Source organism: Vibrio sp. (assembly GCF_038138445.1).
In the GTDB taxonomy this organism is placed as follows: Bacteria; Pseudomonadota; Gammaproteobacteria; order Enterobacterales; family Vibrionaceae; genus Vibrio.
The window spans coordinates 1-14,271 of sequence record NZ_JAYQDQ010000097.1 but is presented as its reverse complement, the minus strand read 5'-3'; the positions used below and the strand labels follow the sequence as shown (position 1 = coordinate 14,271).

15 protein-coding genes and 3 tRNA genes are annotated in these 14,271 nt (G+C 42.4%); 8 read left to right on the top strand and 10 right to left on the bottom strand.

The window, feature by feature from the left end:
* Positions 1–253: 253 nt before the first annotated feature.
* The 5 genes from AAFM34_RS18035 to AAFM34_RS18015 all read right to left on the bottom strand — a co-directional run bounded on the left by AAFM34_RS18035 (position 254) and on the right by AAFM34_RS18015 (position 2,571).
* Positions 254–643: a GspS/AspS pilotin family protein gene (locus tag AAFM34_RS18035; RefSeq protein WP_341665218.1), complete on the bottom strand. Its 390-nt coding sequence runs from the start codon at positions 641–643 to the stop codon at positions 254–256.
* A 2-nt stretch (positions 644–645) separates the two neighbouring features.
* Positions 646–942, bottom strand: coding sequence for a YciI family protein (locus tag AAFM34_RS18030; RefSeq protein ID WP_341665216.1), 297 nt, complete (start codon positions 940–942; stop codon positions 646–648).
* 111 nt (positions 943–1,053) lie between these two features.
* A complete protein-coding gene (yciA, locus tag AAFM34_RS18025; protein WP_341665214.1) occupies positions 1,054–1,452 on the bottom strand; it encodes an acyl-CoA thioester hydrolase YciA in 399 nt (132 codons plus the stop codon).
* A gap of 142 nt (positions 1,453–1,594) precedes the next feature.
* Positions 1,595–2,146 carry a septation protein A gene (locus AAFM34_RS18020; RefSeq protein WP_341665212.1) on the bottom strand — a complete coding sequence of 184 codons (552 nt, stop codon included), beginning with the start codon at positions 2,144–2,146 and terminating at the stop codon, positions 1,595–1,597.
* 182 nt (positions 2,147–2,328) lie between these two features.
* Positions 2,329–2,571, bottom strand: coding sequence for a hypothetical protein (locus AAFM34_RS18015; RefSeq protein WP_341665210.1), 243 nt, complete (start codon positions 2,569–2,571; stop codon positions 2,329–2,331).
* 568 nt (positions 2,572–3,139) lie between these two features.
* Here AAFM34_RS18015 and ihfA point away from each other — a divergent pair.
* The gene (ihfA, locus tag AAFM34_RS18010; RefSeq protein ID WP_114785549.1) at positions 3,140–3,436 is read left to right on the top strand and encodes an integration host factor subunit alpha; all 297 of its coding nucleotides are present in this window, start codon (positions 3,140–3,142) and stop codon (positions 3,434–3,436) included.
* Positions 3,437–3,533: 97 nt separating this feature from the next.
* Here ihfA and AAFM34_RS18005 read toward each other — a convergent pair whose 3' ends face one another.
* Positions 3,534–3,854 (bottom strand): HI1450 family dsDNA-mimic protein, encoded by a 321-nt coding sequence (locus AAFM34_RS18005; protein WP_341665208.1) that lies wholly within the window; start codon positions 3,852–3,854, stop codon positions 3,534–3,536.
* Positions 3,855–3,856: 2 nt separating this feature from the next.
* Positions 3,857–4,423, bottom strand: a complete 567-nt coding sequence (gene yeiP / locus AAFM34_RS18000; protein ID WP_341665205.1) for an elongation factor P-like protein YeiP — start codon at positions 4,421–4,423, stop codon at positions 3,857–3,859.
* A 134-nt stretch (positions 4,424–4,557) separates the two neighbouring features.
* Between yeiP and AAFM34_RS17995 the strand changes: the two genes are divergently transcribed.
* The gene (locus AAFM34_RS17995) at positions 4,558–5,325 is read left to right on the top strand and encodes a nucleotidyltransferase domain-containing protein (RefSeq protein ID WP_341665203.1); all 768 of its coding nucleotides are present in this window, start codon (positions 4,558–4,560) and stop codon (positions 5,323–5,325) included.
* An 8-nt stretch (positions 5,326–5,333) separates the two neighbouring features.
* Here AAFM34_RS17995 and AAFM34_RS17990 read toward each other — a convergent pair whose 3' ends face one another.
* From AAFM34_RS17990 to AAFM34_RS17980, 3 genes are all read right to left on the bottom strand, one after another.
* Entirely contained in the window at positions 5,334–7,697 is a 2,364-nt protein-coding gene (locus AAFM34_RS17990) for a DNA polymerase II (protein ID WP_341665201.1), read from the bottom strand.
* 53 nt (positions 7,698–7,750) lie between these two features.
* Positions 7,751–9,601, bottom strand: a complete 1,851-nt coding sequence (locus AAFM34_RS17985) for a DUF4105 domain-containing protein (protein WP_341665199.1) — start codon at positions 9,599–9,601, stop codon at positions 7,751–7,753.
* Positions 9,602–9,708: 107 nt separating this feature from the next.
* Complete coding sequence (locus AAFM34_RS17980) at positions 9,709–10,194, bottom strand: DUF3015 domain-containing protein (RefSeq protein ID WP_341665197.1); 486 nt, start codon at positions 10,192–10,194, stop codon at positions 9,709–9,711.
* A 349-nt stretch (positions 10,195–10,543) separates the two neighbouring features.
* Between AAFM34_RS17980 and uvrY the strand changes: the two genes are divergently transcribed.
* From uvrY to AAFM34_RS17950, 6 genes are all read left to right on the top strand, one after another.
* Positions 10,544–11,188, top strand: a complete 645-nt coding sequence (uvrY, locus tag AAFM34_RS17975) for a UvrY/SirA/GacA family response regulator transcription factor (RefSeq protein WP_114785643.1) — start codon at positions 10,544–10,546, stop codon at positions 11,186–11,188.
* On the top strand, positions 11,188–13,020 hold the full coding sequence (gene uvrC, locus AAFM34_RS17970) for an excinuclease ABC subunit UvrC (protein WP_341665194.1): 1,833 nt from the start codon (positions 11,188–11,190) through the stop codon (positions 13,018–13,020). Before uvrY ends, uvrC begins: the two co-directional genes overlap by 1 nt.
* A gap of 83 nt (positions 13,021–13,103) precedes the next feature.
* Positions 13,104–13,661, top strand: a complete 558-nt coding sequence (pgsA, locus tag AAFM34_RS17965; protein WP_160927001.1) for a CDP-diacylglycerol--glycerol-3-phosphate 3-phosphatidyltransferase — start codon at positions 13,104–13,106, stop codon at positions 13,659–13,661.
* Between the two features lie 232 nt (positions 13,662–13,893).
* Positions 13,894–13,967: transfer RNA gene (locus AAFM34_RS17960), tRNA-Cys, on the top strand.
* 3 nt (positions 13,968–13,970) lie between these two features.
* Positions 13,971–14,046 (top strand) — tRNA-Gly (locus AAFM34_RS17955).
* 70 nt (positions 14,047–14,116) lie between these two features.
* Positions 14,117–14,203, top strand: a tRNA-Leu gene (locus tag AAFM34_RS17950).
* The last annotated feature ends 68 nt before the right edge of the window (positions 14,204–14,271 follow it).

The window sequence follows — 14,271 nt, the reverse complement described above, 5'->3', positions numbered from 1 at the left end:
CCGATACCCCAGAAAAAACAATGCCGCTCACCTTAAGTGAACGGCATTACAGTATTGAGGGCTGTTTTTTGTCATAAAAAGTTCACAAAATAGTTGATAGACGTATTTTATCTGTGCACTTGGGGACCGATAAAATTTTTAAGACAGTGTCAGCTTGAATTCAAGTGATTGATGGACACAGACAGAAGCCATGTCATTAAATAAACTGGGGCTACAGTTATCCTAGCCCCAGTTTAGGAATGAAAAATGGCTATTACTTGGCCTGACACGTTTGTTTTGCGACAATTTGATCAACCATTAACTGGCCTCTAGTGTTTCGCATTTTTATTCTGTAGGTTAGGCCAACGTCCAAGTTGGCTTTAGTCTCTTCATCGCTGCAGTAGCTCTGAATGCTAGTTTTGAGTACATGTTGGATCGGTTTTGCTCCTGGGGCATCCTGATTGTAGACCATCATTATTTCTATCATAGTTCCCTTAGAGTTGGCTCTTATGATAGAAAGTGGACCCACTTCCATTGGAAGTTCTGCGGCTATCACACTTGCCCTGCTATGAGCTAACATTTCAAGCTGACGCTGCTCTCCTGAAGACGAGCACCCAGAAATTATGGTGGCTGCTAGTATTGCTAGGATAGTTTTCAGTTTCATTTTTAGAACACTTTTTTGTACGGCTTAATTATAACCTGCTTATAAACACCAGCATCAACATACGGATCGGCGTCTGCCCAATCCTGTGCCTGTTGAAGTGAATCAAATTCTGCAATAACGGTTGAACCTGAGAAACCAGCCTCACCAGGGTCATTAGAATCAATCGCTGGCATAGGACCAGCTGTAAGGAGGCGCCCTTCATCTTGAAGTTTTTGTAAACGAGCTAAATGAGCCGGCCGAGCGCCAAGTCTTTTTTCGAGCGAATTTTCCACGTCTTGAGAAAAAATTACGTACCACATATTGCTGTCCTCATATATAAATTTGTTGAGAGGCATTGCCTAGAGTCAATGAAGCCTAACTGTACAGAATGTAACAGCTTTTAAAAGAGGGTCTGACAATAAACTGTGAAATTAGTTCTGTTTGATCGCACGAGGTCTGCCTTCTGTATCTATTGCAACATAGTTAAACGTAGCGTCACAGACCATGAAACGTTCTCCTATGCCATGCTCTTTTACTGGCTTAACCCATACTTCTAAATCGATATTCATCGAGCTTCTACCAATTTTTTGACATTTACCATAGCAGCACACCACATCACCAACGCGGACTGGTTTTTTAAAAGTGATACTAGACACAGAGACAGTGACAATACGCCCTCCCGAAATTTCTTTTGCTAGAATGCCTCCGGCTAAATCGAGTTGAGACATAATCCAGCCTCCAAAGATATCACCATTGGCATTAGTGTCGGCAGGCATGGCTAAAGTGCGCAGGAGAAGTTGACCACGTGGAGAGGTAATGATTTGATTCATAATTGACATCCATAAAATAAAATAGCGACCAAAATGGTCGCTAAAACCCAAGAGGGGGAAAGCTTAGACTTGTTTGTGTATCTATCGAATAATATTAAGAATCGATAGGATAACTATTGGGGATTATAACAACCCATATAGTCTAGTCACCAGCGCTAGACTCGGATTTTTGTTTCGGCAAGTGCTTATAAATATATATTCCAGTGATAACTGTATAACCAAAGGTTGCAGCTAACAGCCCAAAAACTTTGAAGTTCACCCAGACATCGAGTGGAAGTTCGTACGCGACATAAATATTGAGGCCTGCACAAAATGAAAAGAACACCACCCATGCCCAAGTCACTTTCGCCCATACATGATCTGGGAGGGTAATTTCTTTTCCAAGCATACCTTTGATTGCCGATTTACCTATGGCATGGCTAATAGCAAGGCCAAGGGCAAAAACAACATATACAATGGTTACTTTCCATTTGATGAAGTTGTCATCGTGAAGGAAAATCGTCATGCCGCCGAACAAAGCGACCATAACAAAAGTAATCAACTGCATTTTCTCTACTTTTTTATATAGCAAGTAAGTGAGTATGACTTGGACTGCCGTAGCAATAATCAGAGCGCCTGTTGCTACGTATATGTCTTGCATTTTATACAGTACAAAAAAGATAATCAGTGGGATAAAATCGATTAGTTGTTTCATTGCAAAAGTCTAAAGTTCCAATATTGGTGACAGTCTAACGAAATATGGACAATGAAAATAGGCCTTAAAGGCATATTGGGGCAAACTTGTTGGAATAATTTAAGCCAGTTATTCATAACTGGCTAGGCATCCAACGATGCTTGTGCATGGTTATAGATGATCTTGCTCAGTTAAGAACCAAATTATTGGTAAACTTCAAGAGACGATATCATAGGTTTAATATCTTCAAGATAGCCTTCTTCTCTCAAATTTGAAACAGCAACTTTTAGTTCTTCGTTACTCATGGCAAAGCAGCTTGATTTCCCTGTCATGTGATTGAGGTAGTCATGGTACTCATGTTCTGTAAAGTGACCAAGCCTGTCAACCAGTAAACATTTAATTCCATGATGAATAAGTCTGTAGTATGTATGACGATGAAGTTCCATATTCAGCCTCTCCTAGCTATGCCTATCTGATAACTGCTCAGAAAGGGTGTGGCTTCGACAAAATGTTGCCACTTATGATTGATAACTCCAACAAAGCATAATGAATGCCATACTTAAACTTGGGCTCTTATTTTATAATTTTATGTCAGGTTTTTAATGACTTATATTGATTTTTCTGTCTAATAATAAGAGGGTAAAAATCGAGTGTAAGCATCGTATTTTGCTCACAGTAACGAGTACTCAAATTGCAAGTCGTTTTGATATTTAAAAAAAGAATAAATTTTATTTTCCGCGATACTACTTCTTTTATATTCGATTACTAATCTGTTCTTTATTTTAATGTATTGAAAAGTAAGCTTTTAATGAAGTGGTACTAGGTGAAATGCGATTTTTATTATGATAGAATTAACATTAAAGGCGTATTCAGCCAATAAAAAAGTTGGCGAAAATCAGAAGGTTGGCATACACTTCCCCAAGTATGGCCGATATGTTGTTGATTGGCTGAGCAAAATGCTTTGGCGCTGCTAAATACGGCAGCAATGTTAAACACAGTTTTGAGGAAAGTTTTATGGCGCTCACAAAGGCCGATTTGGCTGAGAACCTGTTTGAAAAGCTCGGATACAGTAAACGGGATGCCAAGGAAACGGTTGAGGCGTTTTTCGAAGAAATTCGTAAGGCACTGGAAAGTGGCGAACAGGTAAAACTGTCTGGATTTGGAAACTTCGATCTACGCGAAAAAAATGAACGACCGGGTAGAAACCCAAAGACGGGTGAAGACATTCCTATCAGTGCTCGCCGCGTTGTCACCTTCCGCCCTGGGCAAAAACTGAAGGCTCGCGTGGAAAATGCTAAGGTCAAAGGCTGAAACTACTAAGCGAACGGTTTATTCAGTTAACGTACCGAAAATCTAGAAGACGGAGTGATATACAACCCGTCTTCTAGTTATGTAGCTTTGCCTTTATTTAGTCTCTTTTCCAAAGAACATGGCAAAACTTATGTTCTGGATCTCTGCTGATCAGAAGACGGGCAAATACGTCATCAAGGACATCATTGTCCTCATTGACTAGGCCTATTCTCACTTCTGCGTATAGACTTTTGTCAACGTCGAATCCGACATGTGTTGGCCAGTCGTCGCCCGTTTCAACCAACTCGGCAGCACCTCTTTCATCGAATTGTGCGGTAAAAATGATGACATCCGCAGGTTCAAGGTTATCTGGTGCCATTTCGAGAAATATATCGTAGGCCGTTTCTATTGCATCATCATAGGATATCAGTGTTGGCATAGTTAAGCTCGGCTCATATATTTGCGCTCAGCCGTATTGACCACAATACGATCACCTGTCGCAATATATTCGGGGACTTGTACTGTCAAACCAGTCGCAAAGCGAGCTGGCTTTGTTCTTGCTGAAGCAGAAGCTCCTTTGATCGATGGGTCTGTTTCTTCTATCACAAGCTCAACAGAGGCTGGGAGTTCAAGACCAACAGCACTGTTGTCGACAACAATAACGTGAAGTCCTTGAATTTCTTCTGTAACAAACAGTAATTCATCTTCAATGTCAGACTTTTTAAATGTGAACTGTGTGTAGTCTTCATTGTCCATGAATATGTACTCATCGCCATCTATGTATGAGAAGGCAACTGCTCTTTTAAACATGTCGACAGTATCAACCACATCATCAGATTTGAACCTTTCATCCACACGTGCACCCGTGGACAAATCCACACAGCGCAATTTATATATCTTTGCGCCTCCTCGGCCCCCAGGAGTTGTGACTTCAATATCTTTGATTAGCAGTGTTTTGCTGTTTGATTCTATAGCAAAACCTTTTTTAAGTTCGCTTGCCCTTGGCATGAATATATCCTTAGCATGGAATGGAATTGTCGTATTATATACATAGAGTTTAAACGAAGGAATATCTTGATTCGTGCCAATGTGTGGGCGAACATTAGAAGATACAGAGTCTAAAAATTATTGTAATCAATTATATGCATCTTTCAATTATTGACCCTAATCAGCCATTTCAGGAAATGTACCAGCCAGCGGTAGATGAACTCGTGAGTTTTCTTAAGAGCGGGCTGGGAGAGAATCTTCATAGTGTATACATCTATGGGAGTGTTGCGCGAAAACGAGCTGAGCCAAACTTGTCTAATCTTGACGTTTTAGTTGTGTCTAATGAGAGCTTCAGCGATACAAGAACTACCTTGTTTAACTCGATAAAGTTTCGTTTCCAAAAGGCCTACCCATTTATTAACGGGATTTCTTTAACTAATACTCTAGCCCAAGAGGTCGCTAGTCTTGACAGCATATTCTCTTGGGGATTTCAACTGCGCCATTGTTCAGTGTGTGTCTATGGTGAAAACCTAGCAGAATGCTTTGGGGATTATGAACCAAGTTGGGAAGTTGCCAAACACTGGAACATGGATGTCGAAAATTGGGTTGCTGTTTATCGCAATCGAATAGCGCGTTCGGCGACACCAGAAGATCAGATAAAAGCTCAAGTGATCATTGCGAAAAAGCTACTTCGAGCCAGCTATTCTCTTGTGATGTACAAAGATAAGAACTGGTTTGATGATCCCATTGAGTGCGGGAACAACTTTTTGCGTTATTATCCAGAAAAGCAAGTTGAGATTGAACGCTTAGGGATTTTGCTGCCTGGTCGCTTTATTGCCAAGCGTTCTGTCGTAGGTATCCTTGATGGCTTTGGAGAGTGGTTGGTCAAGCAGTATCAAAAAACAGAGTTTCGTATTGGCTGATTGTTGTACTAAAACAAACCAAGCTGAGGCTCGTACAGGCTAGTAAAATTGATTCCCACAAATGGCAGAATGGCTTCTGCGACAGGCTTAAGTTGCTTGTCGATGTAGTGTTGATAATTGATAGGGCTTTTTAAGTATTCCAGCGGCTCTGGCCCGTTAACCGTAATCACATACTCAATTCGGCCTTTGTTTTGGTATTGAAGAGGCCTGCCCAACTGTGAGTTTGTTTCATCGGCTAAGCGAGCTGCCTTCACTTGTGGAGGAATATTCTTCTGATATTCATGGAGCCTGCGCCGAAGGCGCTTCTGATACACCATTTCTGAATCAAACTCCCCAGCTAATGTCTGCTCGACAAACTCACGAACAAAGTCTGAGGGATCTTGTTCATGGAAGATCATTGAATAAAGCTGGTACTGAAAACGTTGGGATAGAGGAGTCCAATCGGTACGAGCGCTTTCTAGACCTTTGAATACAATTTTTTCTGACTCACCATCACCAATAAGTCCGGCATAACGTTTTTTTGATCCTGTTTCCTGACCTCTAATTGTGGGCATAAGAAACTTTTTATAATGCGTTTCATACTCTATCTCAAGGATTGAGGTCAGGTTGTATTTTTCTTTGAGGTGATTTGTCCACCAATTATTAATGTAGTGTACGAGTTCTTGCCCTATCTTGTTCGCTTGCATTTGTGAGAACTGACCGTTTAAGGCAACAAAGGTTGAGTCGGTATCACCGTAGATAACGTGATAACCTTTTTGCTCGATTAACTGCTTCGTTTGTTTCATGATTTCATGCCCACGCATTGTAATACTTGATGCTAAACGAGTATCAAAGAAACGGCAGCCAGAAGAGCCAAGCACTCCATAAAATGAATTCATGATAATCTTAATGGCCTGTGAAAATACGTCTTCGTTATTGCTTTTAGCTTGGTCTCGAGCTGCCCAAAGGTCTTCAATCATAGCCGGAAGAAAGTGTTTACTGCGATGAAATTGAGCTCCCCGAAAACCCTCAACCGCTTGATGTTCGTCCTTGCCAATTTCTAATTTAAGTCCTTCGATTAAGCCCATTGGGTCAATCAGAAACGACCTAATTATTGATGGGTAAAGGCTCTTGAAATCAAGGACCAAAACAGAATCATAAAGATTAGGGATTGAGTCCATCACATAGCCGCCTGGGCTTGCGAACCAATTCTCAGAGTGTAAATTGGGAGCGGCATAGCCTGCTCGGTGAATCTGAGGCAAATACAAATTGGTGAATGCTGCCACAGAGCCTCCGACACGGTCCAGCTCTACCCCTGTGAGCTTGGAACGCTCTATAGCAAACTCAAGTAAATGAGTTTGAGAGAAGATTTTATTTACCAGGACACAGTCTTGAAGGTTATATTTCGCCAAAGAGGGCTTGTCTTTGAGAAACATCTGGTTAATTTCATCCATTCTATCGTGGACATTATGGATTTTTTTCCCTTCGCCCAATAATTCTTGCGAGACAGACTCGAGTGACCAACTTCGAAAGTGAAAGGTCGCCGTTTTGAGTGTGTCAATGCCATCCATCACGACTCTACCCGGAATAGATACAAAAGCTTGTTGGGTATTTGAGGAGGTGCGAAAGAAGCAATTTTGTTTAGCGCGGCCTATGTTCAATTTGAGCTTATGCCACTGAGCACGCTTGTGCAGAACTCGAAAATCAAAATCAATTACATTCCAGCCAATGATGACGTCAGGGTCAAAGTGCTCAAACCAGCGTATCATAGCAGTCAAGAGTTGACGTTCGTTGTCGACCCACTCGATCTGAGTCTCCGATTCCTGATAGGGACCTATCATGATCACTCGGCTGTCCATCGAGCTATCGAGCCCAACGGAATATAAGGTACCTTTTTCTGAGCACTCAATATCTAAGGAAACCACTTTTAACTGAGGTGTATAATCGTATTTTCGGCATTGAGTGTGATGAAATTTTGTATAGCCTCGCTTTGGCTCTGGTATGCCAGTAAACTCAAGGCCGCCTTGGATAAAGCGCTCCATTAAATAACGATCTGCAAGACGAATATCATCTTCAAGAACGAGTATGTCTCTTTGTTTGAGCTCTTGGCTTAGCTGTTGCGCTTGCTTGATTGTGTGGCAATAGCAGGCAGCGAGTTTTATACCGTCAAAGCTGGTTAGCGGTACGGCCTTGATTTCAGCGTTAACATGTAAAGACCGCAATAAATTTTGGCATTGAGGTACTTCTTGTTGGGGAATAAAAAATACAGACTTTTCCCCGTTGATAATGAGCTGAACGGGACCGTTCTCTGTTTTTAGCCAGAGCTCTATCTGGGTTTGACCTGAGATATCTCTGGCTTGGCGAGTCAACAAAAATCCATGTTGTATTGACATTTGAAATGCTCTTATAGAAATTCGCCGCTAGCTTAGCACAAGCCTTTATTAGTCTAATAGTAAATTAATCCACTCACTTTGATGCCAATATCTTCTGAATACCATTGCTTATAACCAACCTGAGTTCGGAGCGCAAAATTGGGGGTGAGTGACCAATTCCAACTGATATTTAGGTTTGAATGGGAATCTTGATCAGAATGTATGAGTGCAAGATATTGAGCTTGTAAACCAAGCCTGTGTTCTGGGGCTATCTGGAATAAAGCACCAGCTTCAATACCTACTCCGGAAACGAGATCATAGTCAGTGAGTTTTCCACCGTTTAACTCACCGGATAATAGCGTATAAACATGTGTTTTATCTGAATCACCCCATGATTTCCCATAGCCGCCTTGGGCAAACCAACGTTCGTCCATGGCGTCCGATTTTGGTTGTCGATCCATTCCAGTGCGTATGTTCCAAGACCAGCTGTTAAAAACTCTGTTGCTGGGGGCGAGTGCCATGGCATCGAAGAGGTAAAACCTATCCAGCCTATTTGTACCTTCTTGGCTGATAGTCAGTTGTGTGTCGAGAAAATTAATTTGTGCACCAGCGACAAACCCATCTTGAGAGTCTAGCAAGTCATGATAGGCAGCTCGCCATTCTAGAGTAGTTTGATTGCTTGTGTCGTCCCAATATTGATAACCCAAACCAAATCGAGCAGAAGCATGACCTTGCTCTGGTGAGACGAGCGGCTGTTCAACAGGTGAAAATGGCGAAGAGACTTTTATTTTGCTTCTTAGATAAAGGAGCTTGGTTAGCCGTTTAGCGGTTGGGTCTCGCTCTAAACCTTGATCATATAGCTGGAAATTTAACCATTCATAGGCAAGCTCTAGTATTGCTGCTCGCTCTGTATCTGAGAATTTAGACTTATCTGGGAAATTGCCTTGGGTTGCCTTTTTTGCTGCTTCAAACAGGCGCGCATCGACTTCATTGGCTTGATGTAAAAGCCGAGTGCCGAAAGCGGCTCTATAATAGGGTGCCTCCAGTAAGTCGTTTTCAGCGAGAACGCGAACCGTGTCTGAAGGAATGGCTTGTACAGAAAACTCTTTTGTTAGAGCCAGGTCTTTTCGGGCAATTTCCAGTAAGGACAGCAATTGATAAGAGCAGTTTTCATCGAGAAAGTAGTAGTCAAATTCAGCGTTTTGCATCTCCCACAAATGAAGTAATATTTTTTCGACTTCTTCTGGGGTAAGTTTCAGTCTGTATTCCCATATGTCTCTTGACTCAATGTCGTTGTATTCGCGAACTTTCTTATAGTAGGGCATAACGGCAAATCGACCAGGATACTGGCCAATTAAGCCCTTGATAGCAAATGCTGCAGAGTTGTCTTGACTGTCAGGCTCTGCGGCAAAGTTGACGGCAAATGCGACTAATTCTTTGTGTCGAGTCTGATCCTTGGCATCAATACGAAGCAGAGTATGGCCGAACATGGAAGATGGGTTATTCATAAATGCGGTCGGGAACACGAGCGTCAGCCCTTCTGGGTCAATAATGTCCTTCCACGTGGTTAACTCAGGGCATGAGAGTGTGGCTTGTCTACCTTGCAGGCTTTCTAGCCAAGAGTATCTTGCTGGGAAACGGCATTGTATCTCTTTGGCAACTTCTTGATCCTCTGAGTAAAGCTTGGCTATAGTTGCTTGCAATTCCTGCTCTGGTGAGTGTTTGCCATTTGGCGAAATGAAGAATTGTTCATTATCTATGGTGCTTTGGTAGCCGGATAAGAAACTGGGTAAGTAATGGCCTAGTTTGAGCCAATAGGGGTCTTGAGCCAGCCTCTTGACCTCAAATTTGTTGGCAGAGAAGGCATTTGGAACAAACAGATATAAGCTAAGCAGTGAGGCACTTTTGATAAGGTACGACTTCATAAAGGAAAGCTTCTTATATTTTATTGATGGTGATGGAATTTGGCCTATCTTGATGGCTGATAGAGAGAAAATGCCACTCTATAAGTGGCATTAAAATGTAACCGAGTTTAGATAGCGTAGTGAGCAAGCTCGTTATCGTTTGCAACTACATTATTGAGATTAGCGAACACTTCTTGAGAGGTAACATTCTCTGAAACAAAGACATTAGAGAAGTTGTCTTGCACTAAAGAGTTGAATCTTGCTTTGTCAGCGTCGTCTACTCCCCATACTTCGGAAAGGGTTGCTAAGGTTTCGCCTTGGCCTTTTGCCATATCTCGAGCAAGATTATCTATGTTTCCATCGATAAACATGGCGAGTTTTTCTGAAGAAGTGACTTTACCCGTACCATCACAACCCAGAGTACCAAACGTAATACCAAAAGTTTGGTTGCCTAATAGACCATTTGTGGTCGCCGCAAGAATTTTGGGCACTTTTCCTTCACTGCCATCAAAAACCATGGTGCCGAAACCACAGCCTACATCACTGTCTGCCAGTGCTAGACCAGACAAAGGTAATGTAGTGGCCAAAATTGTCGCTGCTAGAAGCTTTTTCATAACATATCCTTAGAAAATAATTTCTTGATAATTCCGTATAAAATGTGCTGTTGAACAATGCACCCTGTATTCATAGTTTAGATTTTGGCTCCTTGCAAAGCTGCTGATAAGAGAATGTGTTTATAAGCTGAATTTGTAGCTATTACAGTAATATACGGCTAGAATTATCAATAATTGTGTTATTAGGGAGTTAAGCAGCAGTTATGAAAATAAGTACTTGCTAAAGTTTGCGTTTGGGCACATATTCAGATTAATTAACAAACCATAATTAGGTTAGAATAAGCAGCCATGCTGTTATCCACTTTTTTAGGTGGTTGCAGAGCGAATTAAAAAGTGTGGAGATACAAGTTTGATAAATGTTTTCCTTGTAGATGATCACGAGCTGGTTCGCACAGGGATACGACGTATTATTGAAGACGTCCGTGGAATGAACGTAGCAGGGGAAGCTGAAAGCGGTGAAGACGCAGTAAAATGGTGTCGGGCAAATCATACCGATGTCATTTTAATGGATATGAATATGCCGGGTATTGGGGGCTTAGAGTCAACCAAGAAAATCTTGCGTTTTAATCCTGATGTGAAAATCATCGTTTTAACTGTTCATACGGAAAATCCGTTTCCAACCAAAGTGATGCAAGCAGGTGCGGCAGGGTACCTGACAAAAGGGGCGGGGCCAGATGAAATGGTCAACGCAATACGTATTGTAAATAGTGGTCAGCGTTATATCTCTCCTGATATCGCGCAGCAGATGGCATTGAGCCAATTTTCTTCTGCGTCAGAGAATCCGTTTGCAGAGCTTTCTGAGCGTGAGTTGCAAATAATGATGATGATCACCAAAGGACAAAAAGTTACCGATATATCTGAGCAACTTAACTTAAGTCCCAAAACAGTGAACAGTTACCGATACCGGTTATTTAACAAGCTTGGTATTAATGGTGATGTTGAACTGACCCATTTAGCCATTCGCCATGGAATGTTAGATACTGAGACTTTGTAGTGACCGATCCCTTTGATTCGGCTTCTTTTTTAAAGACGGTCACCCATCAGCCCGGCGTGTACAGAATGTATAACGCTGAGGCTGTTGTGATCTATGTAGGAAAAGCCAAAGACCTCAAAAAACGCCTTTCTAGTTATTTCCGTACCAAAGTTGATAGTGAAAAAACTCGCGCGCTAGTGAGCAACATCGCTCAAATTGATGTCACTGTCACTCATACAGAAACTGAAGCTCTGATATTAGAGCATAACTACATTAAGCAATACTTGCCAAAACACAATGTGTTGCTAAGGGATGATAAATCCTACCCGTACATATTTATCAGTGGCCACAAACACCCTAGGCTCTCGATGCATCGCGGAGCAAAGAAACGCAAGGGAGAGTACTTCGGGCCTTATCCAGATTCAGGAGCGATGCGTGAAACATTGCATTTGATCCAAAAAATTCTTCCCATGAGACAGTGTGAAGACACTGTGTATAGTAATCGTACTCGGCCTTGTTTGATGTACCAGATAGGTCGCTGCGCAGGACCTTGTGTTAGTGACATCATCTCAGATAAAGACTATGCAGAGTTAGTTAATTTGGTTCGATTATTTCTGCAAGGCAAAGATCAGCAAGTTCTATCTACACTTGTTGAAAAGATGGAGCTAGCTAGCCAACAACTTAGATTTGAAGATGCCGCAAAGCTGCGCGACCAAATACAGGCGATACGCCGTATCCAAGAGCAGCAGTTTGTGTCTCATGACTCTCAAGAAGATATGGATGTGCTTGGCTTTGCTCAAGAAAATGGTGTGGCGTGCATACATATTTTAATGATTCGCCAAGGGAAAGTTCTCGGCAGTCGCAGCCACTTTCCCAAAATCCCCAGTAATACAAGCCAGCAAGAAGTCTTCTATAGCTTTCTTAGTCAGTACTACTTGAGTCACAACGAAGCACGTACTATTCCTGCAAGAATTATTGCTAATGCTGATTTGATAGATGATGCGAAACCATTGCAACAAGCCTTGGGTGATATCGCAGGACGTAAGATTCATTTTCATATGAATCCAACTGGTCCAAGGGCGCGATATCTAAAACTGGCTAATACCAATGCCTTGACGGCGGTGACCAGCAAAATCAATCATAAAATGACCATTTCGCAGCGCTTCAAAGCGCTTCGAGAACTGCTCAATCTGGATAGTATCTTACGTATGGAATGTTTTGATATCTCTCATACTCAAGGTGAAAGTACCATTGCTTCTTGTGTGGTGTTTAACCAAGAAGGGCCACTAAAACAGGAATACCGGCGCTATAATATCACTGGAATTACCGGTGGCGATGATTATGCCGCCATGGGGCAAGTGCTTGAACGCCGTTACTCGAAACAAATCGATGTGGAAAAAATTCCAGATATTGTATTTATTGATGGGGGAAAAGGGCAGCTTAACCGTGCCGTCGACATTATTTCCAATTACTGGCATGACTGGCCAAAGCGTCCTCGTTTGATAGGCATTGCTAAAGGTGTGACTCGAAAACCAGGGTTAGAGACACTAATCACACCGCAAGGAGAAGAGTTTCATTTACCAAGCGACGCGCCTGCACTGCATTTAATGCAGCACATTCGAGATGAAAGCCACAATCATGCCATTGCAGGCCACAGAGCAAAACGTGGTAAAACCAGAAAAACCAGTGTGTTGGAGGGTATAGAAGGCGTCGGGCCCAAACGTCGTCAGTCTTTGCTTAAGTTTATGGGTGGTTTGCAAGAGCTTCGCCGCGCAAGCGTGGAAGAAATCGCCAAAGTTCCAGGGATTAGTATCTCTTTAGCAGAAAACATTTATCAAGCATTGAAACAATAGAAAAAATCACGCACCATAGAGTCCTGTTGTGAAGCAGTGAACAGAACAATAACGATACGCAAACGATAAGAGCCTCAATAAATATGCGTTTAACGATCCCAAACATTTTATCTTTATTACGACTTCTTCTTATTCCGGTGTTTGTCGTTGTTTTTTATCTTCCCTACAGTTGGGCACCTTTTGCCGCTGCCATGGTGTTTTGGGTCGCGGGTTTCACCGATTGGCTTGATGGAATGCTCGCACGCAAGCTTGGACAAATGTCTCGTTTTGGCGCTTTTATCGATCCTGTAGCCGATAAAGTGCTTGTCGCGAGTGCACTGATTTTAATTACCGAGCATTATCATAGTATTTGGGTGACGATTCCTGCGGTGACTATGATTGCTCGTGAAATTATTATCTCGGCGCTTCGAGAGTGGATGGCTGAGATAGGCAAACGTGCCAGCGTCGCTGTTTCTTGGGTGGGCAAAGTCAAAACGCTCAGCCAGATGTTTGCCTTGTGGGTGCTTATTTGGAGATACGATGATTGGATGGTATGGCTGGGCTATATTAGCCTATATGTGGCTACTGTGCTGACCTACTGGTCAATGGCTCAATATCTGATTGCAGCTAAAGATGATCTCCTCAATGAGGAACACCATTGAAAAACGGGCTTAGGCCCGTTTTTTTGTTATCGCATAGACTTTACGACAGCTAACTTAGTTAAATTCAACGAATTTATGCGACTAAATTAACCAAATTAGCGCTTTTTGACGCTTAATTAGACAAACGATTCAAAAAATAAAAAATAGTGTTGACTCATTAGTTCGAATCCGTAGAATGCATCCCGTACCCAAGAGGAACGCAGAAAAAAAGCGAAACGATTGGAGTTACGGCGGCGCGTTGGCAGAGTGGCTATGCAGCGGATTGCAAATCCGTGGACCTCGGTTCGACTCCGGGACGCGCCTCCATTTGCGACACTAGCTCAGTTGGTAGAGCGCAACCTTGCCAAGGTTGAGGTCACGAGTTCGAACCTCGTGTGTCGCTCCAAATTTTAAGATAATGATAACCAACAAACATTATCAAGATGGTGTCTCCATCGCAAGTTTTAGATTTGCGTGCCCTGGTGGTGGAATTGGTAGACACAAGGGATTTAAAATCCCTCGGCGTTCGCGCTGTGCCGGTTCAAGTCCGGCCCGGGGCACCATCTAACCTATTACGCGACACTAGCTCAGTTGGTAGAGCGCAACCTTGCCAAGGTTGAGGTCACGAGTT

What these genes read in the sequence shown, in the direction of transcription:
- AAFM34_RS17980 (WP_341665197.1), bottom strand. Translation starts at nt 10,194, where the DNA reads ATGAAAAAGCTTCTAGCAGCGACAATTTTGGCCACTACATTACCTTTG.
- AAFM34_RS17995 (WP_341665203.1), top strand. Translation starts at nt 4,558, where the DNA reads ATGCATCTTTCAATTATTGACCCTAATCAGCCATTTCAGGAAATGTAC.
- AAFM34_RS18020 (WP_341665212.1), bottom strand. Translation starts at nt 2,146, where the DNA reads ATGAAACAACTAATCGATTTTATCCCACTGATTATCTTTTTTGTACTG.
- pgsA (WP_160927001.1), top strand. Translation starts at nt 13,104, where the DNA reads ATGCGTTTAACGATCCCAAACATTTTATCTTTATTACGACTTCTTCTT.
- yeiP (WP_341665205.1), bottom strand. Translation starts at nt 4,423, where the DNA reads ATGCCAAGGGCAAGCGAACTTAAAAAAGGTTTTGCTATAGAATCAAAC.
- AAFM34_RS18035 (WP_341665218.1), bottom strand. Translation starts at nt 643, where the DNA reads ATGAAACTGAAAACTATCCTAGCAATACTAGCAGCCACCATAATTTCT.
- ihfA (WP_114785549.1), top strand. Translation starts at nt 3,140, where the DNA reads ATGGCGCTCACAAAGGCCGATTTGGCTGAGAACCTGTTTGAAAAGCTC.
- AAFM34_RS17990 (WP_341665201.1), bottom strand. Translation starts at nt 7,697, where the DNA reads ATGTCAATACAACATGGATTTTTGTTGACTCGCCAAGCCAGAGATATC.
- AAFM34_RS17985 (WP_341665199.1), bottom strand. Translation starts at nt 9,601, where the DNA reads ATGAAGTCGTACCTTATCAAAAGTGCCTCACTGCTTAGCTTATATCTG.
- yciA (WP_341665214.1), bottom strand. Translation starts at nt 1,452, where the DNA reads ATGAATCAAATCATTACCTCTCCACGTGGTCAACTTCTCCTGCGCACT.
- AAFM34_RS18015 (WP_341665210.1), bottom strand. Translation starts at nt 2,571, where the DNA reads ATGGAACTTCATCGTCATACATACTACAGACTTATTCATCATGGAATT.
- AAFM34_RS18005 (WP_341665208.1), bottom strand. Translation starts at nt 3,854, where the DNA reads ATGCCAACACTGATATCCTATGATGATGCAATAGAAACGGCCTACGAT.
- AAFM34_RS18030 (WP_341665216.1), bottom strand. Translation starts at nt 942, where the DNA reads ATGTGGTACGTAATTTTTTCTCAAGACGTGGAAAATTCGCTCGAAAAA.